General features: G+C 71.8%; 10 protein-coding genes. 7 read left to right on the top strand and 3 right to left on the bottom strand.

All coding sequences use genetic code 11. The features are described 5' to 3' along the window. The first annotated feature begins 29 nt into the window (after positions 1-29). The 7 genes from DFO65_RS10115 (at position 30) to DFO65_RS10085 (ending at position 18,035) form a co-directional block, all read left to right on the top strand. On the top strand, positions 30-2,378 hold the full coding sequence (locus DFO65_RS10115; protein ID WP_113904311.1) for an MMPL family transporter: 2,349 nt from the start codon (positions 30-32) through the stop codon (positions 2,376-2,378). A gap of 134 nt (positions 2,379-2,512) precedes the next feature. Further along, entirely contained in the window at positions 2,513-3,475 is a 963-nt protein-coding gene (gene puuE, locus DFO65_RS10110) for an allantoinase PuuE (RefSeq protein ID WP_113904310.1), read from the top strand. Between the two features lie 101 nt (positions 3,476-3,576). Next, positions 3,577-4,704, top strand: coding sequence for a methyltransferase (locus tag DFO65_RS10105; RefSeq protein ID WP_181778694.1), 1,128 nt, complete (start codon positions 3,577-3,579; stop codon positions 4,702-4,704). Continuing rightward, complete coding sequence (locus DFO65_RS10100; protein WP_113904308.1) at positions 4,701-13,307, top strand: type I polyketide synthase; 8,607 nt, start codon at positions 4,701-4,703, stop codon at positions 13,305-13,307. Before DFO65_RS10105 ends, DFO65_RS10100 begins: the two co-directional genes overlap by 4 nt. Beyond that, a complete protein-coding gene (locus tag DFO65_RS10095; protein ID WP_113904307.1) occupies positions 13,304-14,824 on the top strand; it encodes an ABC transporter substrate-binding protein in 1,521 nt (506 codons plus the stop codon). The genes DFO65_RS10100 and DFO65_RS10095 overlap by 4 nt, the downstream gene beginning before the upstream one ends. Further along, a complete protein-coding gene (locus DFO65_RS10090) occupies positions 14,821-15,750 on the top strand; it encodes an ABC transporter permease subunit (RefSeq protein WP_113904306.1) in 930 nt (309 codons plus the stop codon). The genes DFO65_RS10095 and DFO65_RS10090 overlap by 4 nt, the downstream gene beginning before the upstream one ends. Further along, on the top strand, positions 15,747-18,035 hold the full coding sequence (locus DFO65_RS10085) for an ATP-binding cassette domain-containing protein (protein ID WP_113904305.1): 2,289 nt from the start codon (positions 15,747-15,749) through the stop codon (positions 18,033-18,035). The genes DFO65_RS10090 and DFO65_RS10085 overlap by 4 nt, the downstream gene beginning before the upstream one ends. Here the strand turns inward: DFO65_RS10085 and DFO65_RS10080 are convergent. Genes DFO65_RS10080 through DFO65_RS10070 form a run of 3 tightly spaced genes read right to left on the bottom strand, consistent with a single transcriptional unit; the run spans position 18,022 to position 22,351 of the window. Continuing rightward, positions 18,022-18,963: an NAD(P)/FAD-dependent oxidoreductase gene (locus tag DFO65_RS10080; protein WP_113904304.1), complete on the bottom strand. Its 942-nt coding sequence runs from the start codon at positions 18,961-18,963 to the stop codon at positions 18,022-18,024. The two genes, DFO65_RS10085 and DFO65_RS10080, sit on opposite strands and share 14 nt — an antisense overlap. Then, positions 18,960-20,660: an ABC transporter ATP-binding protein gene (locus DFO65_RS10075; RefSeq protein ID WP_113904303.1), complete on the bottom strand. Its 1,701-nt coding sequence runs from the start codon at positions 20,658-20,660 to the stop codon at positions 18,960-18,962. The genes DFO65_RS10080 and DFO65_RS10075 overlap by 4 nt, the downstream gene beginning before the upstream one ends. Continuing rightward, entirely contained in the window at positions 20,657-22,351 is a 1,695-nt protein-coding gene (locus DFO65_RS10070; RefSeq protein ID WP_113904302.1) for an ATP-binding cassette domain-containing protein, read from the bottom strand. The genes DFO65_RS10075 and DFO65_RS10070 overlap by 4 nt, the downstream gene beginning before the upstream one ends. Positions 22,352-22,422: the final 71 nt, after the last annotated feature.

Raw genomic sequence — 22,422 nt, 5'->3', positions numbered from 1 at the left:
CGGAAGTGACTTCAGCGTAACCTGAACTCATGCCCCGTCATCTCCTGACCAGTACCCCTCCATCCCCCGCCGATCCCCGCCAGGCCGCAGACACCGATCACTCCCCACGCCACGACTCCACCACTCCGGGCTATCGCAGTGCCCGCGGGCCAGTCCGCGGGCGCAGGGCCCTCCTCGGCCTCTTCGCTCTCCTCCTCGTCGCCTGGGTCGCGATCGCCGGGATCGGCGGACCGTACTTCGGCAAGATCTCCGAGGTATCGACGAACGACCGCTCCTCGTTCCTGCCCGAGTCCGCCGAGTCGACCCGGGCCCAGGCGCAGATCGAAGAGTTCACCGACCTCGACTACGTCCCGGCGATCGTCGTCCTCGAGCGGGAGGCGGGGGTCACGGACGCCGATGCGTCCGCGCTCGCCGATCTCGTCGAGCGGCTCGACGCCGAGGGCCTGCTCGCCGCGTCCGCCTCCCCGGCCATCCCCTCCGAGGACGGCGAGGCCCTTGAGCTCATCCTCCCGGTCTCGGCGGAGACGACCGCCGACGACGTCGAGCAGATCCGCGCCGTCATCGCCGAGGAGACAAGCGGCACGGGAACCGGTGCGGACGTCTCCGTCCACGTCACCGGCCCAGCCGGATTCGCCGCCGACCTCTCCGCGGCGTTCGCGGGGATCGACGGGATCCTCCTGCTCGTCGCCCTCGCCGCGGTCTTCGTCATCCTCGTCGTGGTCTACCGCTCACCGCTGCTGCCGGTCATCGTCCTCTTCACCTCGATCGCAGCGCTCTCGGCATCGATCTTCGTCATCTGGCACCTCGCCGACGCCGGCATCCTCCTCATCAACGGCCAGGTCCAGGGTATCCTCTTCATCCTCGTCGTCGGCGCGACCACGGACTACTCCCTGCTCGTCGTCGCCCGCTTCCGCGATACGCTGCTGACCGAGCGGGACCGGGTCCGGGCAGGGCTGAGCGCCGTGAAGGGGGTCGTCGAGCCGATCGCCGCGTCCGGAGGCACGGTCATCGCCAGCCTCCTCGTCCTCCTGCTCACCGACCTCGCCTCGACGCGCGCGCTCGGCCCGGTCGCGGCGATCGGGATCCTCACCGCGATGCTCGCGGCGCTGACGTTCCTGCCGGCAGCGCTGATCAGCATCGGCCGCGGTGTCTTCTGGCCGTTCCTTCCCCGCGCCGAGGCGCGTCCGGCCGGGCCCGGTTCCCGCGCTTCCGCCGGTTCCCATGACGTCCCCGCGGGGACGCGCGCAGGGGGCGCCGCCTCGGTGAGGAGGGGGCTGTGGGCCCGGGTCGCCGAGGTGGTCGCGCAGCGGCCGCGCGCGATCTGGATCGGTCTCGTCATCGTCCTCGCCCTTCCGCTGCTCGCGTTCCCCCAGTTCAGGGCGTCCGGAGTCGCCCAGAGCGAGTTCGTCCTCGGGGAATCCGAGGCCCGTGACGGACAGGAGGTCCTCGCCGAGCACTTCCCCGGCGGTTCGGGATCACCGACGCAGATCATCGTCGCGGAATCGGAGCTCGAGGAGGCAGCGCAGGCGGTCGGTCGCCTCGGCGGGGTCGAGTCGATGGCCGTCACCATGCGCGAGTCCCCGAGCGGGACCGCGGAGGTCGATGAGGACGGGACGATCCAGCTGCCGGACCTCGGGGGAGGACCGACGGGACCCACGGTGCCGCCGCAGCCCACCACGGTCGACGGCAACGTCCTCCTCGAGGTCACGCTCACCGACGCGGCCGACTCCCTCGCCGCGGAGGAGACCGTGAGAGCGATCCGCGACGCCGTCCACGAGGTCGACGCCGAGGCGCTCGTGGGCGGGGAGACCGCGGTCGACCTCGACACGAACACCACCGCCGAGGCGGACCGGGCCCTGGCGATCCCGCTCATCCTCCTCGTCATCACGATCATCCTCATCGCGCTGCTGCGCTCGCTCGTCGCCCCGCTGCTGCTCGTCGCGCTGACGGTGCTGTCCTTCGGCACCGCTTTGGGAGTCTCCGCGCTGGTCTTCAACGACCTCCTCGACTTCCCCGGGGCAGATCCCTCGGTGCCGCTCTACGCGTTCGTGTTCCTCGTCGCCCTGGGCATCGACTACAACATCTTCCTCATGTCGCGAGTGCGCGAGGAGTCGCTGCAGGTCGGCACCCGCAAGGGCGTGATCAGCGGGCTCGTCGCCACGGGAGGAGTGATCACCTCGGCCGGGATCGTCCTGGCCGCGACCTTCGCCGCGCTCGCGGTCATCCCGATCATGTTCCTCGTCCAGCTCGCGTTCATCGTCACCTTTGGGGTGCTCCTCGACGCGATCCTCGTTCGCTCGCTCGTCGTGCCGGCACTGGTCCACGACATCGGCCGGTCCGTGTGGTGGCCGTGGCAGAACAGGATCCCGCGGGACTGAGAGGCATACGGAACCGGCATCGCGGGGCATCACCCTGGTCCTGCCGGGAGCCGGACCTCGGTCATCAGCTCCACTCATCAGGGCACCGTTAGTATTAATGAGAATTGTTATTAATACTGATCGAGAGGAATGCGATGAGCCGGCAGCCCTTCTATGACTCCACCGCCGACTACCCCCGAGACCTCCTCGGCTACGGCGAGGCGGGATTCGATCCGATGTGGCCGGGCGGCGCTCGAATCGCGGTGCAGTTCGTCCTCAACTACGAGGAGGGCGGGGAGAGCAATGTCCTGCACGGCGACCCTGCTGCGGAGACGTTCCTGTCCGAGATGTTCAACCCCGCCCCCTATCCCGACCGGCACATGTCGATGGACGGGGTCTACGAGTACGGTTCCCGGCAGGGGGTGTGGCGGATCCTGCGCGAGTTCGACCGCTTCGGTCTGCCGCTGACCGTCTTCGGCGTCGCCACCGCACTGCAGCGCAATCCCGCTGTCGCCGAGGCGTTCGCCGCTCGCGGGTACGACATCGTCTGCCATGGGCTCAGGTGGATCCACTACCAGGACGTTCCCGAGGATGTGGAGCGTGAGCACATGTCCCGGTCGCTCGACATCATCGAGGGACTGACGGGAACGCGGCCCGTGGGGTGGTACACCGGACGGGACTCGCCGAACACGCGCCGACTCGTCGCCGACGATGGTCGCCTGCTCTATGACTCCGACTACTACGGTGACGATCTGCCGTTCTGGATGCTCGTGGAGACCTCGGCGGGCGAGAGGAGGCCGCATCTCGTGGTGCCCTACACCCTCGACTGCAACGACATGCGCTACGCGCTGCCTCAGGGATTCAGCGACGCGGAGCCGTTCTATCGCTATCTTCGCGATCAGTTCGACGTCCTCTACGACGAGGGGGATCCTGAGGGTCCGGCGAGGCCGGCGATGATGAGCATCGGCCTCCACTGCCGGATGGTCGGGCGCCCTGGGCGCATCGTCGCGCTGCGTCGCTTTCTCGATCACATCAGCGCCAAGGATGGAGTGTGGGTGGCGACTCGCGAAGCCATCGCCGAGCACTGGCTCACGGCGCATCCCTGGTCCGGTCGGTAGCGCGTCGGCCGCGTCGAGGGCGCGAATTCTCGCTTCCACGCAGCCTCATGCATAATAAGATTCATTATCAACAGTGGATATCGAGAGTGGCAGGTGGATGCGTGAGAGAGGCCAGACGCGCCGGAGCGGAAGCGGCCGACTGCGGCCCGAAGCTCGACCCCCTCGTCGACGCCGCGCGGGACCGCGCCGCCCTGGCGAGCATGGCATGGGCGGTGGACCGTCTCGGCGGTGACAGTCCGGCCGCAGCGACGATGGCCGCGGACCTCTCGGCAGACGCCCGAGCGATCGTCGGCCGATGGCTCGATGAACTCCGGAGATCCGGTCACCTCTCCGCCGACATCCGCTGGGTGTCCGCCCCTCCGAGCCGGGCGGAGGTGGATCGGGCCTGGGCCGAGGCGCTCGCGCTTGCCCCGGACCCGGGTGCCGGAGGCGCCCTGACCCGGTTCTTCGCCGCATGCTCGCGCAATCTCCCGGCCCTGCTCACGGGTGAGGTCCGGCTGCAGAGCCTGCTCTTCGACCAGGACGACATCGCCGCCGAGATCTACCGGACGAACGAGGCGAGCAGGTACACCAACGCGGCGGCCGCCGAGGTGGTCCGGGCACGGTGCCGAGGAGTCCTCCGCAGCGGCCGCACGCCCCAGGTGCTCGAGGTCGGCGGAGGCGTGGGCGGAACCACCGAGGCCGTCCTCGACACCGTGCGGGACCTCCCACTCCGCTACCACTTCACCGATGTGGGCGACTGGTTCGTCACCCGGGCCTGCACCCACTGGGCCGGTCGGGCCGGGCTGAGCGCGGGGATCCTCGACATCAACGACGCCTCCGAGCGCCAGCGCGAGGCGCTCGGCGATCTCGCCGGAGGGATCGACGTGGTGCTCGCCGCGAACGTCATGCACAACGCCGTGGATGTCTCCAGCTCCCTCCGCATTCTCGCCGACCTGTGCCGGCCAGAGGCCGCGCTCGCCCTCATCGAAACCGGGACGGAGCATCTTCCGCTCCTCATCTCGATGCGGTTCCTCATGACCCTGCCGCCACCGGGGTCGGGAATCGGTGGCGACCGAACGCGGACGGGGCGGACGCTGCTCGACACGACCGACTGGAGCGAGGTCGTCGCCGCATCGGGATGGGACCTCCTCGACGTCCTGCCCGGACCCGATGACGACCACCCGGCCGCCCGATACGACCAGCACGTGTGGCACGCCGTGCGCGCCCCGAAGGAGACCGACCGATGAACGACACCCCCGACGAACACATCGCCGTTGTCGGAATGAGCTGCCGGTTCCCAGGAGCCCCCTCGATCGCGGACTACTGGGACCTCATCTCCTCCGGCCGAACCGGACTGACCGAGCTGACGGAGGACGAACTGCGGGCTGCGGGCGTCCCGAGGGCGGTCATCGCCCATCCCGACCACGTCCCCGTCGCGGGACTGCTCGAGGATCCCACCACCTTCGACGCCGCCGGCATCGGGCTGTCGGAGACCGAGGCCGGGCTCATGGACCCGCAGCAGAGGCTCGCCCTCGAATGCAGCGTCGAGGCGCTCGAGGCGGCAGGCCTCGGCCGTCCCGGGCATCGCGGTGCGGTCGGGGTCTATGCCGGGCAGGCCTTCTCCGCGCACCTCGTCGACAACCTCGGCGATCGATTCCATCCGCGGGGAGGAGCGGATCCGATCGACAGCCTCCACCTGCACGGACTCAACATCGCCGACTACCTGCCCGCGCGCATCGCCTGGCAGCTGGGACTCGACGGACCCACCGTCGACGTCGGCGCCACCTGCGCGACCTCCCTGGTCGCGATCCATCTCGCCGTCGAGGCGCTGCTCGGCCACCAGTGCGACACCGCGCTGGCAGGAGGCGTCTCCCTCCGGCTGCCGCAGGAGCAGGGCTACCTCTCGGTCCCGGACGGCCCGTTCTCCCGCGACGGTCGCACCTGCTCCTATGGGGAAGGCGCGACCGGCACCGTCTTCACCCAGGGGGCGGGCATGGTCGCTCTGCGGCGCCTCGGCGACGCCCTCGCCGACGGCGATCCGATCCACGCTGTGGTGCTCGGTACCGCGATCGGCAACGACGGGCCCGATCGGGTCGGGTTCACCGCGCCCTCCGTCAGCGGTCAGGCGCGCGTCATCGCCGAGGCTCTCGCCGCCGCCGACGTCGATCCCCGGGACGTCGGGCTCATCGAGGGCCACGGCACGGGCACGATGCTCGGGGACCCGATCGAGGTCCGGGCTCTGGTGGAGGTCTTCGGGGCGGCGGAGGAGCCCTGGTGCGCTCTCGGCTCGGTGAAGTCGATGATCGGCCACGCCGATTCGGCCGCCGGGGTCGCCGGGTTCATCAAGGCGGTCCTCGCCGTCGAGCACGGACTCATCCCGCCGACCCTCGACGCCGACACCCCGAACCCGGCCCTCCCGCTTGCCGGCTCTCCCTTCACCCTGGCCACCACGGCCCGGACCTGGGAGGACCCCCGCCGGGTGGCGGGGGTGAGCGCGTTCGGGATCGGCGGCATCAATGCTCACGCGATCATCGCCTCCGCCCCCGACCGCAGCCGGGGAGGAGGGCACCCCGGTCGGGGCGAGGCGGAGGCCCCTCTCCCGTCCCCGCTGCTCATCTCCGCCGCCGACCCCGAGGCGCTCGAACACCGGACGGAGCAGGTGCGCGACCTGGCCGCGACCGCTGCGCCCCAGGACCTCGCGGGCACTCTCGCCCACGGCAGTCGCCATCTCGGACACCGCCGGGCCCTCCTCGACGAGGAGGCCACCCCGGTCATCGCAGCGGGGGACACGCCACCCCGGCTCGTCGCGGTGATGCCGGGCGGGGGAGCCCAGCATGCCGGGATGGCCGCGGGATTCCATGCCGCTCTGCCGACCTTCGCCCGCAGCCTCGACGCGTCGTCCGAGGCGATCGTGGAACTCGGAGGACGGGACCCCCGAGACTTCGTCCTCGATCCCGGTGCGGCCGGCGGCGAGGATACTCGGATCGGCCTGCCCGCACTCGCCGCCGTCGAACTCGCCTACCTGGACCTCCTCGCCGACTACGGCCTCAGACCGGATGTCGCGCTCGGACACAGCCTCGGAGAGTACTCCGCGGCAGTCGTGGCCGGGGCGATGGACCGTCGGGACGCGCTGCACCTCGTCGTCGAACGCGCGCGCCTGTTCGCCACCCTACCCTCCGGCGCGATGCTCTCCCTGCCTGTCTCGGCGCAGGAGGCGGAGGAGATCCTGTTCGAGCACCCCGAGGTCGATCTCGCCGCGGTCAACGGCCCCCTGCTCAGCGTGGTGGCGGGCAGCGAACACGCGATCACGGCCCTCGAGGACAGCCTCGACAGGAGGGAGATCGACCACCGCAGGCTCCGCGTCGCCGTGGCCAGCCACTCCCGCCTCGTCGAGCCCGTCCTGTCCGAGATCATGGCGCTGTCGGCAGGCTTCCCACGTCCGGCACCCAGCGGCGGACTCATCACCGGCATCGACGGGTCGGAGATCACCGCGCCCCTGAGCGCCGACCACTGGGCGCGCCACCTCCGTGCACCGGTGCGCTTCGACCTCGCCCTCGACACGGCCCTCAGGGGTGGCGACCGTGCCCTCGTCCTCCAGACCGGGCCGGGCGGCGACCTCGCCGCAGGCGCCGCATCCGCTGCGGTCCACGTCCACTCCTGCTGGACGACACCCGCCGAGGCGGGCTCCGCCTCCCGAGCCGCTGTGGCCTTCGCTCGGACACTCGCGATCGCCTGGAGCCACGGCCTCGACGTCGATCTCGACAGGCTCGCTCCGCGTGGACGCACCGTCCCGCTGCCGCCCTACCCCTGGCAGCGCCGTCAGCGGGGGATCCCGCACAGACTGGGCTACCGGGACACGCTGGCGAGCAGCTCCGCACCGCGCGGGGACGGGCCGGTTCCGAGCGAGGCCGAACCCCTCCAGCTGCCCAGGTGGAGGCAGGAGCCACGGCACCGGGTCGCCGACGCCGCGACCGCTGTGGTCGTGGCACTCTCCGGGAACGTCGCGGAAGAGCTGCGCGCGGCCCTGATCGCACGCGGAGTGGTCCTCAGTGAGGCGGCCGCCGCTGCTCCGGGCGCCTCGGCGGGACCCGAGGTCCTCGTCCACCTCAGCTCACCCGCGAACGAGGAGGAGCTGAGGGCCGAAGCGGAGACCTTCGGCCGCTTGGCGCGGAGCATCGGCGAAATCGGGGTGCGCGGACTCGTCCACCTCACCCTCGGCGCCGAGGATGTGCTCGGCACCGAGACCGTCAACCCCTTCGCCACCGCCACGAGTGGGCTCGTGCGCGTGCTCGGGCAGGAGGTCGAGGGGATCGCCTGGACCACCGTCGACCTCGACCTCGCAGCTCCGGCCTGGGACCGCGCGGTGGAGGAGATCCTGCGGTTCCACACGGAGCTGACCGAACGCGAGTCCGCGGAGACGACGATCTCGGCCCTGCAGCCGCACCGGGCAGTGCGCGGCAGCAGATCGTGGACCCGGCGCTGGGACTCCTGGCATCCCGCAAGCGGCATCGGGGCGATGGACCACGACCCCGGAGAGCCTGAGGTCTGGGTGGTCACGGGAGGACTCGGATCGGTCGGGCTGGCGCTCGCGGAACGGATCGAGGCGAACTCGAGAGCAGCGAGAATCGTCCTCGCCGGTCGGTCGCTGCCGGAGGCGGGCAGCGAGCGGGCCAGGAGACTGGCGGGACTCGAGCGCACACGGGCGGCCCGGGTCGACGTCGCCGCGCCGGGCGCACTCGCCGCTCTCCTCGATTCGGTCGTCGCCGAGCACGGCCGCCTCGATCACATCGTCCATGCGCCCGTCCACGTCGACCTCGCGCCGCTGGCCGAACTCGACACGACGAGCATCGAGGCCGCATTCGCGCCGAAGATCCGCGGAACGCTCGAGCTGTCGGCTGCGCTCGAATCGCTTCCGGCCGCTCCTTCGGTCCTCCTCCTGTCCTCGGTGGCCGGGACGATCGGCGGATTCGGGCTCGGAGCCTATGTGGCCGCAGGGAGGTTCCTCGACGGATTCGCCACGGCGAAGGGATGGACGACGCTCGACCTCGATCGGATCCGCACCGGGTCCTCGGAGGAGTCGAACAGCGCAGCCGAGATCTCGATGAGATACGCGATCGACCTCGACGACGCGGTGACGACCATCCTCCGTGTCATCGGCCTCGACGTGAAGGGGATGATCGCGGCGTCTCCGGCCGAACTCGACTCCCGCACCGCTCACCTCGACTCGACCCGGACCACCACGGCGAACACGAGCCCCGACGGGGGCTCGGAGCTCACCGGGTGGGAGGGCATCGTCGCCGAGGTCTGGTCCCGGGTCCTCTCCCGGCCCGTCACCTCGCCGGCCGATGACTTCTTCGCGCTCGGCGGGCATTCGCTGCTCGCCACCAGGGTGCTCGCGACATTCCGCTCCGAGCACGGGATCGACCTGCGCCTGCGCGAGCTGCTCTCGGCCCCCACTGTCGCCGACTGCGCCCGGCTGTTCGAGAGCCGCGGGCACACGGCGGCCGCGACGGGGCGGGCCGACGAGGCGGGACCGCACGACAAGGACGCCGCGGCCGGCGCGGTCACGGCAGCGACGGCAGAGCCGACGGAGGCGGGGGAACTCGCCGGCGCGGCCCGGCACGAGGACTCTCGATTCGGTCTCACCAGGGTCCAGCACGCCTATTGGATCGGCCGGACCCGCGGGCTCGATCCCGCGAGCCCCGAGGGCCACGGCGTGGGGTGCCACTTCTACCTCGAGTACGCCGTGACCGATCTCGACGTCGCCCGCTACCGGCAGGCCTGGCGGGACGTCGTCGCGCGCCATCCGATGCTGCGAGCGATCATCACCGCCGAGGGTGAGCACAGGATCCTCGAGCTTCCCCCGGACTGGGCACCGCAGCTCGTCGACCTGCGGGGCGAGGACCACGCCGATGAGGCCCTCGCCGATCTCCGCGAGCAGTGGTCGACGCGTGTCGCCGACCCGTCCCGCTGGCCGCTCGTCACTCCGGTCATCGTCGGTCTGCCCGACGGGACCTGGAGGGTGCTGCTCTCCGTCGATGTCCTCGTCTGCGACTCCGCGAGCTGGATGATCGTCGACCGGGAGGTCCGTGCCCGGTACCTCGATCCGAGCGCCGACCTGGGTGAGGAACCGCCGAGCTTCGCGCGCTGCCTGCGGGCGCTGGAGGGCAGGGACGAGGATTCCCGTCGGGAGGAGGCGTGGGCCCACTGGCGAGAGCGGCTCGACCGGCTTCCGGACGCACCGCGCATCGCCCGGGCCGGAAGCAGCGCCGGTGACGAGGCAGCCGGGGGCGACGGGAACGAGGCCCCACGCCGGCTCACCTCCCGTCCGCACTTCACCCGGCTGGCAGGACGGATCCCGGCGGAGACCTGGGCCCGGTGGACGCGTGACTGCGCGCTCCATCGTGTCACGCCCACAGCGTTCGTCCTCAGCCGTTACCGCAGCCTCCTGGCGCGCTGGAGCGGGGACGAGAGGTTCTCCATCACCCTCAGCGTCTTCGACCGTCCGGACCTCCCCGGAGTGGACAGGGTCGTCGGCGAGTTCTCCAGCATGATCATCCACGAAGCGGACGAATCCGGCGCCGCCGGACCACAGCTCTGGGAGAACGTGCGCGCCACCCACGACCGCCTCGTCGAGGACCTCGACCAGAGCGGAGTCAGCGGGATCGACGTTCTCGCCGAATGGAGCCGACGCCGGGGCCGGACGGGGAACATCCCCGTCGTATTCACCTCGATGCTCGGACTCGACAGTCTCGGCGGTGCTGCCCACGATCACGAGTGGCTCGGCACGCAGGTCCACGGGGTGAGCCAGACCCCCCAGGTGTGGCTCGACCATCAGGCCTTCGACCATCGCGGTGACCTGGTGCTGCAGTGGGACGTCTGCGACACCGTCGTCGACCTCGCCGAGGCGCGCGAATGGTTCTCCGCATATCTCGCCTCCTTCGAACCTGCCGAGGAGGACCCCTCCTCGGCCCCGCGGAGCGCGGACCTCGCGCCCACCTCGGCGCAGGACGATGGCACACTGCGAGAGGCGGTCACCATGGTCTGGGCCGAACTCCTCGGACTCGACCCGGAGGAGATCGGGGCCGAGACCTTCCTCACCCTCGGCGGGGACTCCCTGCTCGCTGTCCGTATGGCCTCGGCGCTGCGCCGGGCGACCGGAACCGGGCTGCCGCTCAACGAGATCCGTGCCGACATCACCGTCGCGGACCTGGTCGCGCTCCTCTCCGACCGGGATCCGGGGGTCACCCGGCTGCCGCTGCGCCGTCGCGCCGACCCGTGTGCGCCCTTCCCCCTCCTGCCCTTGCAGCAGGGGTACTTCGTCGGTCAGAGCGGCGGCTGGGACAACTCGTACCGGACCGCGCACGTCTCGACCGACGTCGCGCTCACCCTTCCCGCGGGGGAACCCGATCCAGAGGCTCTCGAAGCGCTTCTGCGGCGTGCCGTGGACGCCGTCGCCGCCCATCAGCCGATGGTCCGCGCCGAGGTCCTCCCCGACGGCACGCAGAGGCTGCGCGATCCCGAGGACGAGTCGGCCCGCACCCCGGCCACCGTCATCGACCTCCGCGACCATCCGGATCCCGAGACCGAACTCGCTCGACTGCGCGCAGTGTGGGCGACCGAGGGGCCGGATCCGGAGTCCGGACCGGCTGTCGCGGTCGACGTCGTCCTGCTCGGCCGCGGCCGGGGCCGCCTGCACGTGTCCTCGAGCCTGCTCGTCATGGACGGGTGGTCGGCGGCCCTCTACGACAGGGAGCTCTTCGCCCAGCTCGCCGAGCCCGGCACACTGGAGGCCCCGCTCGAGATCGACTTCGGGGACTACGTCGATTCCGTCACCTCCCCTTCTGTCGAGTCCGCACGGGAAGAGCACCGCCGATGGTGGTTCGAGCGCCTCGAGTCCCTGCCGGCCCCTCCTCGACTGCCGCACCGGGAACCGGACGGCGAGCACGTCGTCGAACGGATGACCATGCGGGAGTTCTGGCTCGAGCCGGACGACTGGCGGGTGCTGCGCGACGTCTGCCGGAGCCATGGAGTGACACCCGCGACCGCGGTGCTCTCGGTCTTCGCCCTCGCCCTGCAGCGGCTGACGGGCCGATCGGAGATCCTGCTCAACTCGATGCAGCACAACCGCGTGCCGATCCATGCCGACATCGACAGGCTCATCGGGGCCTTCTCCCGCACCGCACTGCTGCCCCTGAGACTGCCCGGCGGAACGGTGCTCGAGACCATGCGGTCGATCGCGGGGCAGGTCGACGAGCACGGCAGACGGGACCTCGTCACCGCCGTCGAGGTGGGACGCGAGCTCGGGCGCCGTCGTGGGCGGTCGACGACGATCGCTCCCGTCGTCTTCCAATCGACCCTGGGAATGGACTCCGCTCTCGGCGGGTCCCTCCCCGAGCGATTGGGCCCGCTGGGACGGATCCACCTCGGCGACTTCCACCAGGACATCCGGACTCCGCAGGTCGAGCTCGAACTCCGGGTGTTCGAACTCGAGGGCTCGTTCATCGCCTCTCTCGCCTCCGTCGACGAGGTGCTCGCCGAGGGGGTGCCCGACCGCGTCCTGGAGGAGGTCGCGACCGGGATCGAGGCGCTGCACGACCCGGAGACGTGGACGACGGCCCTCCCTCCTGTCGGCACTGGGGTGTGGGAGCTGGAGTGCCGGCCGGGTGCCGAGCGCACGGAGACCGCACGGGCTGCCGACAGGGTCGGTCCGGTGGGGAATGCCCTCGCGGTCGATGAGGGAGAGCTCGCCGCGGTCGCACGGCTGTGGGCCGAGATGCTCGAGCTGCCGCAGGCGCCGTCCCGTGACGAGGACTTCTTCTCCCTGGGCGGGGACTCCCTGCTGGCGGTGCGGATGCTCACCCGCCACCGGGAGGAGACCGGCAGACGCATCGAGATCCGGGACTTCCTCTCCGACCCGACCCCGTCCGGTCTCGTCCGGACCGGGCAGCCCGAGGAGACGCGACGACCCGTGCCGGAGGAGTCGCTGTTCGAGCTGCGGGCCGGCACCGGCCGCCCCATCTTCCTGCTCCATCCCTCGGGCGGCGATGTCCTCTGCTACGTCGAACTGGCCAGGCGGCTCGACACCGCTCGCCCGGTCGTCGCGATCGGCGATCCGGGGCTGGATGACCATCCGGTGCCCGGGACGGTCGAGGGGATGGTCGGGCTCTACCGCGACCTCATCCGCACCCGGCAGCCGATCGGGCCGTTGACCATCGGCGGCTGGTCGATGGGTGGGACACTGGCTCAGGAGCTCGCCCGTCGGCTGAGGTCGGACGGCTGCGAGGTCGACGCCCTGCTCATGATCGATTCGAACTCACCGGAGAGGATCGTGCGCCTCACCGGGATGACCGAGACGGACGCTGAGGACGTCCAGCGTCTGCGTCAGCTGCGATCGATCGAGGCCTTCCTCGGCCTCGACCTCGGCCGCCACGAGCATTGGCGCGGCCTCGCCGAACAGCTCGACGCCCACGGCGCCCTGCCCGCCGGAGAGCACCGGGAGAGGCGATTCGAGGTGTTCCGCAGGCACATGGACGCCCTGGCACGACACCGAGCCGGCGTCCTCGACGAGGCGGTACCTACGCTGCTCGTCCGGGCGGCGGAACGGTCGCCGCGCAACTCCGCCGAGGGCATGGGCGTCGACGACACCGCCGAGGCGGACCTCGGCTGGTCTCCCTGGATCACTGGACCCCTGAGGGTCGTCGACGTCGACGCCCATCACTATTCGGTGATCCGATCCCCGGCCGTCGAGGAAGTCGCCGACGAGATCTCGGCCTTCCTCGCGAAGCCCGCGGACATCCACGGCCCCACCGCGCCTGCCACAGCAACGATTGGAACGGAGAATCCATGACCACGATGTACCCACCCTCACGCCGCCGCTTCCTCGGACTCGGAGCCGCGCTCTCGCTCCCGCTGCTGCTCGCGGCGTGCGGGGACCCCGCGAAGGCCCCAGGAGGAGGTGGCACGCTGCGCCTCGGTGCCGTGTCCGGGGGAGGCGCCCCTGTCGCCGACCCCCACGGACAGCTCTTCAGCGAGGCCGACTGGGCCAGACTCACCGCGCTCTACGACACCCTCCTCGTGCGCGGGGCCGACGGGGCTGCCGCCGCAGCGCTCGCCACCTCGTGGTCGGCGAATGCCGACGCGACGGAGTGGACCCTGAGCCTTCGCGACGACGCGGTCTTCAGCTCCGGTGCGCCTGTGACCGCGTCCGACGTCCTCTACAGCCTCGGCCGGATGGTGGAGAAGAGTGCGGAGAACGGCGGCCGGGCCGGAACCGTGGACATCAAGGGCAGCGAGGTCGTCGACGACACGACGCTGCGCCTGGCCACGACCGCACCGGACGCAGAGCTCCCGCTCGCGCTCACCCTCGGCAGCTTCGTCGTACCCGAGGGCACGACCGACTTCGCGGAGCCGGTGGGTTCAGGGCCGTTCCGGCTCGACACCCTCGACGACCAGGCCGCTGTGCTCTCGGCCAACGGGGAGTGGTGGGGCGGAACCCCCGGCGTCGCCACCCTGGAGATCCGGGGCTTCTCGGATCCGCAGGCCCTCGCCCAGGCCGCGACGGGAGGCAGCATCGATGTCGCCGCCGGGGTGCAGCCCGCCGCGGCCAAAGCGGCAGGATCCGCCGTCGCGGTGTCCGAAAGGCCCGGTGCCGAGGCGGTCCCTCTGCTGCTGCGCGTCGACGCCCCGCCCTTCGACGAACCGGCCGTGCGCGAGGCCGTCAAGCTCGGTCTCGACCGTCAGGCGCTCGTCGACCAGGTCTACCTCGGCTACGGAAGCGTCGGCCGGGACATGATCCGCCTCGACGATCCCGAGGTCCCCGACGACGTGCCAGCCCTCGAACGCGATGTCGAACGGGCGAAGGAGCTCCTCGCCGAGGCCGGGCACCCCGACGGCTTCGACACCGTCCTCCACACCTCGACGGCCTATCCCGCGATGCTGCCGCTCGCGACACTTGCCAAGGAGCAGCTCGCCGAGGTGGGGATCAGGATCGAGATCGAGCACCACCCTCCGGAGAAGTACTGGACCGAGGCGTACACCGTCGAGCCCTTCACCGTCGGCTACTACTCCGTCGACTCGACGACCTTCGCCTCGCTCGTGCGCGCGACCGTCCTGTCCTCCTCCTCGTTCTCTGAGACGGGCTGGAAGGACGCGGAGTTCGACTCCCTCTTCGCGACGGCGATGTCGACGACCGATGACGCCGCGCGAGCGCAGCTGATCGGGGACCTCCACCGTCGGATGGCGGCCGAGGGCGGTTGGGTGGTGTGGGGCTTCGGCGACCGCCTGACCCTCCACTCCGAGGCGGTGTCCGGACTGCCCGAGGCCGGCAGCCGATTCGACCTCAGCCGAGTCACCCTCGACGCGTGAGACCCGTCCGACCGTTCGTCCTGCTCGCCCGCTGGGCGGCGGGCCTCCTCGTCGTGATGAGCGGGCTGTTCCTGCTCACGGAGGCACTGCCCGGCGATTTCGCCGACGGGGTCGCCGGCGCCGACCGGGGCCGGGCCGAACTGCTGCGCTCCCAGCGCGGCCTGGACGGCCCGGTCCTGATTCGCCTGGCTCACTGGTGGGCCTCTCTTCTCCGCGGTGACCTCGGCACGTCCCTGACGGATGGTCAGCCGGTGCTCCCGCGCGTGCTCGACAGGCTCCAGACGACTCTGATCGTCGCCGTGCCCGCCGCCGTGCTCGCCGTGCTCGCGGCGGTCCTGCTGGCCCTGGCGCTCGCCTGGTGGCGCGGTCGGCCTGCCGGCGCCCGGCTGGCCGTGGTGACAGCCGTCCTGGCGGGTCTGCCCGAAGTGGTCCTCGTCGTCGGCCTCGTCCTCTTGCTGTCCGTGGGCCTTCGCCTCGTTCCCGCGGTGTCACTGCCGACGCCGGGGATGCCGGCATGGTCGGATCCGGAGATCCTGCTCCTGCCCATCCTCGCCCTCGCCCTGCCCGCGACGGCCTGGGGAGCACGGCTGCTGCGCGGCAGCGCCGACGACCTCCTCGCCGGGGATGTCGTGGTCAGTGCCCGTCGCCGAGGCGTTCCGGCCCGGATCATCGTCGTGTCCCATGTGATTCCGCGCTGGCTGCCCCCGATCGCCCAGGCCGCCGCGTTCCTCACCGCGGGCGTCCTCGGCGGCAGCGTCGTCGTCGAATCACTGCTCGCCTACCCCGGTCTCGGGCAGGGCCTGGCGAGCGCGGTGGCCGCCCGGGACACCCCCATGGTGCAGGCGGTGAGCCTCGTGATCGTCGGTGTGTCGCTGGCCCTGCTCATGCTCGCCGACCTCGTCCGCACGGAAGCCGGTCGCCGATGAGCGCGAAGGTTCCAGCCGGGCTCCGGCGGATCGGACCGCCGGTCCTGCTCCTGCTGCTGACGGCGATGCTCGTCTCGCTCGGCCCGCTGGTCGCACCGCACTCCGTGAGCGCCGTCATCGGGGCCCCGTGGTCTCACTCCGGCAGGGCCGCCTGGGGAACCGATGCCCTCGGTCGGGATGTCCTCTCCCGCACCCTGGCCGGTGGAGCCGACCTCGTGTGGGCGAGCCTGCCGATCGGGGTGGCGACGACGGTGCTCGGATCGTTCCTCGGGCTGCTCGCCACCAGGATCGCTCGGCTCGGACGGATCCTCGACACCGTGACCGCGACCGCGATGGCGCTGCCGGGCAGCATCGTCGTGCTCTGCTCCGCGACTCTGCTGCCCGCGGTCGCCGCGGTCGCCGTCGGCATGCTCGCCCTCGGTGCTCCCCTGTCCGCCCGGATCGTCCGGGCGGCTGCGAATGACCTGGCCGATGCCGAGTTCGTCCGGATCGCGGTCAGACGGGGAGAAGGACCCACCGCGATCGTCCTGGGTGAGCTCGTCCCGGCACTCAGCGGGACCGTCATCTCCGATATGGCGATCCGGGTGCTCGCGAGCCTGCAGCTCCTCGCCGCCCTCCACGTCCTCGGGTTCGGGCCCGCACCTCCGACCCCCGATTGGGCGATGATGGTGCGGGAGAACCTGCCCGGAGTGATCATGGCGCCGTGGTCGGTCGCTGCTCCGGCCTGCGCGTTGGCAGGCGTGAGCCTCATCGTGCTCGTCGGCTTCGATTCCCTTGCCCGTGCCCTCGCCCCGAGTGCGGGAGCACGTCGGGGCGCCGAGCGTCTGCGGGTGGGCGCCGGAGACGGCTCCGCTCTGCTCGACGTCGAGCGACTGCGCCTGGGCCCGCCCTCGGCGCCGATGATCCGGGCCGACAGGATCGTCCTCACTCCTGGGCAGATCCTCGGCATCCGCGGCCCCAGCGGCGCCGGGAAGTCCACCCTTGTCGAGGCGCTGGCCGGGGCACCGCGGCCGGGCCTGCCGATGAGCGCCGATCGATTCGTCCTCGGCGGACGCCGTCTGCCGCGCCGAGAGGCGGCACGTTCGAGTCTGCGCCGGAGGTTGATCGGATGGTCGGAGCAGGATCCCGGCCGCACGATCGATCGGCGCCGCACGGTCGCCGCGGTCGTGGCCGACGGGCGGAACGGCGTGGACGTCGATCGGATTCTCACCGACCTCGGGCTTCCGGCCGGGACCGGTTCCCGCTCGGCCGCGGAACTCTCCGGCGGCCAGGCGGCCCGGGTGTCCCTCGCCAGGGCACTGGCCGGCCATCCGCGGATCCTCGTGCTCGATGAGCCCACGGCCGGCCTCGATCCCGGGACTGTGAGGTGCGTGACGGAGGCTCTGCGGGCCTTCACCGCGACAGGCGGTGCGGTCATCGTGGTCAGCCATGACCGCGACTGGCTCGATGCCACCGCCACCGAGGTCCGCGAACTCGCCGAGGGTCGCCTCGCGCCCCCGGGCACGTCAGCGGTCGCGCACACGATCGAGGATCGGCGCGGTGCCGACGAGCCGGGTACGTCAGGGCTCCCGGCATCCGTCGTCGCGGCGGCCGGCCCCGACCGTGCCCGAACCGTTCCGATCGACGCGGACCACGGGCGGCAGCGACGCTGCTGGAAGGACCTCTCGGTGCACCTCGAGGGCCGGGAGAGCCTCGGGCCGGTCGACCTCGAGGTGGGCGCGAGGGAGATCGTCGCGCTGCTGGCTCCCTCCGGGGCGGGCAAGAGCACGATCCTGCGCACTCTCGCCGGTGATCGGCCGCCGGCAGGGCTCGCGGTCCAGGGGACCGGCCTGCCTGCGGGGCGTGTCGATCCCCGCGAGGTGCAGCTCGTCGTCCAGGACAGCGCCGGCGGCCTCAATCCGGGCCGCAGCCTGTTCGCGCAGGTGGTCAAGCAGTCACGGATCGTGGACCGGGTGGATCGGGACCGGGCGCGGAGGCGGGCGGAATCCGTTCTCGCCGATCTCGGCCTGAGTCGGGAGGTGACGGCGCGCCGGCCCGGGGAATGCTCCGGCGGAGAACGTCAGCGCGCCGCTCTCGCCCGGGCGCTGGTCACCGGCGCTCCGCTCCTTCTCCTCGACGAACCCGGCTCCGCTCTCGATCCCCGCGCGCGGGCGCGGATGACCCAGCGGCTGCGCGCCGAGGCGGCGGCGGGCCGCGCGATCCTGCTGACGACCCATGACGAGGAGCTCGCCGCGGTCGCCGACCGCGCCCTCCGCCCGCCTGCGGCACCGATCACGACCGGGTGAAGAGCTGCTGTTCCATCCACACCGCCGCCCGCTGACCGTCGGCCACCGCGGAGGCGACGAACTGCATGGGAGCCGGGGCCGCGGCCATCCGGGCGGCGTCCCCGGCGGCGTAGACGCCCTCCACCGAGGTGGCCGAGTCCGGCCCCACCTCGATGAGGCCGTCCGCGGTCATCGTGCAGCCCAGCCCCGCCGCCAGGTCGTTCGACTGCACGGCGGCAGGCCGGTGGTAGATCGCCTCGAGCTCCTCGGCCCCGCCATCGGCGAACTCGACCCGGGGGGAGCCGGGAGCACCGCCGAGGCCCGAGACCTCACGCGCATCGACGGCGATTCCCTCGCCCCGAGCGGCCGACAGCGCTTCGGCGGTGAATTCGTCCTCGGCGTCGAGACCGGCGGTGTAGAGAGTGACGTGGGAGCCGAATCTGTCCCTCACGTAGCGGGCGAGGACGACGTCGACCGGGATCCGGGCGAGGACGCCGATCCTCCTCCCCAGCGTCTCGAATCCGTGGCAGTACGCGCAGTGGTGGACGTCTCGACCCCAGCGCTCGGCAAGCCCGGGAAGGGGTGTGAGCTCATCGCGGACCCCGCCCGCGAGCAGCACGGTGCGGGCGCGCACACTGCGATCGCCGAGCTCGGCGGTGAAGTCTCCTGCGGTTCCCTCCAGACGGGAGACCTCGACGTCGACGCACCGGACAGCGGGGTGGACGGCGATCTCCGCGTGAGCGTCACGGCGCAGCCGGGCCGGATCGGTCCCGTCGCGGCCGAGGTACATGTGCATCCGGGAGGCGTGTTCGTTGCGGGGGTGGCCGGAGTCGGCGAGCAGCACCCGCCGCTGCTGTCGACCGAGCACGAGTGCGGCGGTGAGCCCGGCCGGGCCGCCGCCGACGATCAGGGCGTCGACGTCGGTGGGAACAGGGTGGTGGTCGGTCATGGAGTGCTCTCCATCGTGGGTTTCGGTGCGGTGTGGTCGGTCATTGCCGCCGCGCACAGGCGCGAGTACGGCCCGTCGCGGGTGAGGAGATCCTCGTGGCGGCCGCGTTCGACGATGCGCCCGCCGTCGAGGACGAGGATCTGGTCGGCCGCCTGCGCGGATTCGACGCGATGGGTGACGAGGACGACGGTGCGGTGCCCGCGCAGTCCGGCGATGGTGGTCTCGAGGATGGTGCCATGGTGCGCATCGAGGCTCGAGGCGGGTTCGTCGAGGAGCAGGATCGGGGTGTCCGCGAGCAGTGCCCGGGCGAAGGAGAGCCGTTGCCGCTGTCCACCGGAGAGGCCGGCCCCGTGGTCGCCGACGGTGGTGCCGAGACCCTCCGGGAGCTCGCCGATCGTCTCGTCGAGCCCGGCCAGGGCGACGACGGAGTCGACCTCCTCGGAGTCGGCCTCGGGCCGCCCCAGACGGATGTTGTCGCGGAGGTCGCCCGCGAACAGCTCGACGTCCTGGAAGACCATGGACACGCGGTCATGAACCCCGGCGGAGCCGAGTTCCCGGCAGTCGACCCCGTCGATGAGCACCCGGCCCGAATCCGGATCGGCGAACCGGGCCAGCATCCTCAGCAGCGTCGATTTCCCGGATCCCGAGGCGCCGAGGACGACGGTGAGGCTGCCCGGCGGAACGTGGAAGCTGAGGTCGGCGAGGACAGGGTCCATGCCGGCAGACTCCACGGTGAGCCCCTCGACGAGGATGTCGCCTTGACCGTCCGTGTGTCGGGGTGATTCGGGTTCGGGCAGCGGCGGGAGGGCGAGGAAGGATCGGATGGCGCTCCACGATCCGAGCGCGGCCCTGATGGTGGCGGCCAGCCCCGCTCCGGACTGGAGGACAGCCGCCATCGTGCCGGCGCCGAGCACGATGACCACCGCCTGCCCGGGGTCGCTCCAGTCGCCTCGGAGCAGACCGGAGCCCGCCACGGTGACGAACATGAGTTGGACGGCGAGGCCGAAGACGCCGAGGACCCGGACCACGGATTCGACCTGTGCTTCGGTTCGCTCGGACACCTCGGCGACCGATTCGCGGAGGATCTCCGCGGCGTGACCCGTGTCGGGGAGGAGGCGGAGAGTGCGCTGGGCGTCGACGAACTCGATCACCCGGTCCGCCGATTCCCGGCGGGCGTGGGCGAGGGCGGCATCACCGGTCGCGGCCCGGCGGGCGCTCCAGAGCTGGAGCACGGTGAGCACGGGCAGCCAAGCCAGGGCGATGAGCCCGGTGGGCACGTCCTTGCCGAGGAGGAGCACGATGATCCCGCAGGTGACGAGCACGGACCGGGTCGCGGGCACGAGGAGATGGGCGGGAATGCTCATGACCGCCATGACGTCGGCGCCGAACAGCCGGCTGATCTCCCCGTGCCTGCGTCGGCCGAACCAGAGCAGGGGCAGGCGGAGGAGATGCGCGGCCAGGGCGTCGTGCAGGGCTGCGGACAGTCCGTAGCCGCAGCTGCGTCCCGACCAGACGGCGACTCCGGAGCACAGGACCCAGGTGAGCACCCACAGGAGGAGGGCGGTCACCGTCGGGGCGGTCGGGGAGCTGATGAGATCACCGACAGCACCGAGGGCGAGGACCTCGGCGCCGGCGGCCGAGACCGCTGCGACGAGGCACAGGAGGAGCCGCCGCCGCGGCGTCGACCCGGCTCTCACGGCAGCGCTCCGGTCTCGTCGAGGACCAGGGCGGGCGGTCCCGCGGCGACCAGACGACCGGAGTCGATGACGAGGACGAGGTCGGCCTCGAGGGCAGGGCCCGGTCGGTGGTCCGCGCGCACGATGGTGCAGCGTCCGCGCAGGTCCCGAAGGGCGTCATCGACGAGTCGCGCCGAGGCGGGATCGAGAGAGGCGACCGGCTCGTCGAGGAGGAGCAGCCCGGGACGGGCGACGAGGGCGCGCGCCAGGCACAGCCGCTGCCTCTCGCCGCCCGAGAGCGACTGGCCTTCGCCGAGTACCGTGCGATAGCCGGCGGGGAGGGCCCGCAGCCTGTCGTCGATGCCCACGGCGGCGGCCGCGGCCCGGCACTCCGCCTCGCTCGCCTCCGGGCAGGCGAGGCGGAGGTTGTCGAGGACGCTCGCGCGCAGGACGAAGGGCCGCTGCCACAGGGCTGCCACGGTGACCTCGGGGGCGAGTTCGATGTGGCCGTGGGCCGGAGGGTGGAGGCCGGCGATCGTCTCGAGCAGGGTCGACTTCCCGGCGCCGCTGCGACCGACGACCACGGCTGTCGCGCCGCAGGGAATGTCGACGTCGACCCCGGACAGCAGCTCCCGGTTCCCGACCACGACGCCGAGGTCGCGCAGGTGCACGGAGGCGGGCACCGGAGTCGGGGGCCCGGGGGCAGGGGTCGGCCGCGCGCGGGGCAGGGGGCAGGGGGCGTCGTCGGGGGGACCGCTGAGCACCTCGTCGATGCGGGCTGCCGCGGACTGCGCGCCGGCGAGCTCCTGGGCCGCGAAGGCGAGGGATTCGACGGGGCTGAGGAGGAGCGGGAGAACGATGGCGAGGACGACGAGTTCGGCGGGCGTCACGATCCGAGCCCAGGCGAGGATCCCGAGCACCGCCCAGACGGCGGGCGCGGAGAGGAGCACATACTGCAGGGCCATCGTCGGCGTCACCGTCCGCGCCCACTCGGAGACGAAGCGACCGTGGTCGTCGGCCGCAGCGCGGAACCGGGACAATCCGGCCGCGGCGCGGCCGAACATCTTCAGTTCCGCGGTGCCGGCGGCGAACTCGACGGCCGCCCGGTCGACGCATCCGGCGGCCTGCTGATAGCGGCTCATCTGCTCGGGCAGCCGGGCCCGCTGGCGTCCGGCCAGGACCAGAGCGGCAAGGAGAGGCAGCAGGGACAGCACGGTGGCGGCGGGGGCGAGCAGCAGGAGCGCGGTGAGACCGGCGACCGCCTGGACCAGTGCCGCGACGAGATGGCCGAAGGCGTGGCCGACGAGGTGGTGGAGGGCGTCGACGTCCTCGGTCACCATGCGTTTGACAGCCACCCCGCCCCGACCGTCGACCCATGCCAGCGGCCTGCGCTCGATCCGGGCGAGGGTGCGCTCGCGAAGACGCCTCTGGAGTGCGGCGTCGGCGCGGTGTGCCCAGAGGCCGCCGCGCCACTGGCCGAACCACGCCAGGACGGCGAGGAGCCCCGCGAGGATGGCGAGCCGGAGGGGGTCAGGAACCGGGTCGGGCGCGTCGCTTCCGGTCCAGGGAGCGATCGCCCCCACCGTCGCCGCAGCGAGAGTGAGGCCGAGTCCGAGACGGGACAGGGCTCCCAGGGTCTCGTGGATCCCCGCGCGGACGAGGAGGGGTGCGGCGGGTCGGATGACACGAAGCAGGGGGCGCATCGCCGACATGAATCACCGTGCCGATCGCTGGTCAGGGGCGGAACATCGAACGCCGCGATCCTAACATGAGAACGAGAATG

Origin of the sequence: Brevibacterium sanguinis, assembly GCF_003315415.1 — a bacterium.
GTDB classification, from domain to species: domain Bacteria; phylum Actinomycetota; class Actinomycetes; order Actinomycetales; family Brevibacteriaceae; genus Brevibacterium; species Brevibacterium celere_A.
The sequence above is the reverse complement of the archived record's forward strand: the minus strand, read 5'-3'. Positions and strand labels throughout refer to the sequence as shown.

Bases quoted from the DNA above. Each gene is read 5' to 3' on its own strand.
- DFO65_RS10095 (WP_113904307.1), top strand. From the start codon at position 13,304: ATGACCACGATGTACCCACCCTCACGCCGCCGCTTCCTCGGACTCGGA.
- DFO65_RS10070 (WP_113904302.1), bottom strand. From the start codon at position 22,351: ATGTCGGCGATGCGCCCCCTGCTTCGTGTCATCCGACCCGCCGCACCC.
- DFO65_RS10100 (WP_113904308.1), top strand. From the start codon at position 4,701: ATGAACGACACCCCCGACGAACACATCGCCGTTGTCGGAATGAGCTGC.
- puuE (WP_113904310.1), top strand. From the start codon at position 2,513: ATGAGCCGGCAGCCCTTCTATGACTCCACCGCCGACTACCCCCGAGAC.
- DFO65_RS10085 (WP_113904305.1), top strand. From the start codon at position 15,747: ATGAGCGCGAAGGTTCCAGCCGGGCTCCGGCGGATCGGACCGCCGGTC.
- DFO65_RS10080 (WP_113904304.1), bottom strand. From the start codon at position 18,963: ATGACCGACCACCACCCTGTTCCCACCGACGTCGACGCCCTGATCGTC.
- DFO65_RS10115 (WP_113904311.1), top strand. From the start codon at position 30: ATGCCCCGTCATCTCCTGACCAGTACCCCTCCATCCCCCGCCGATCCC.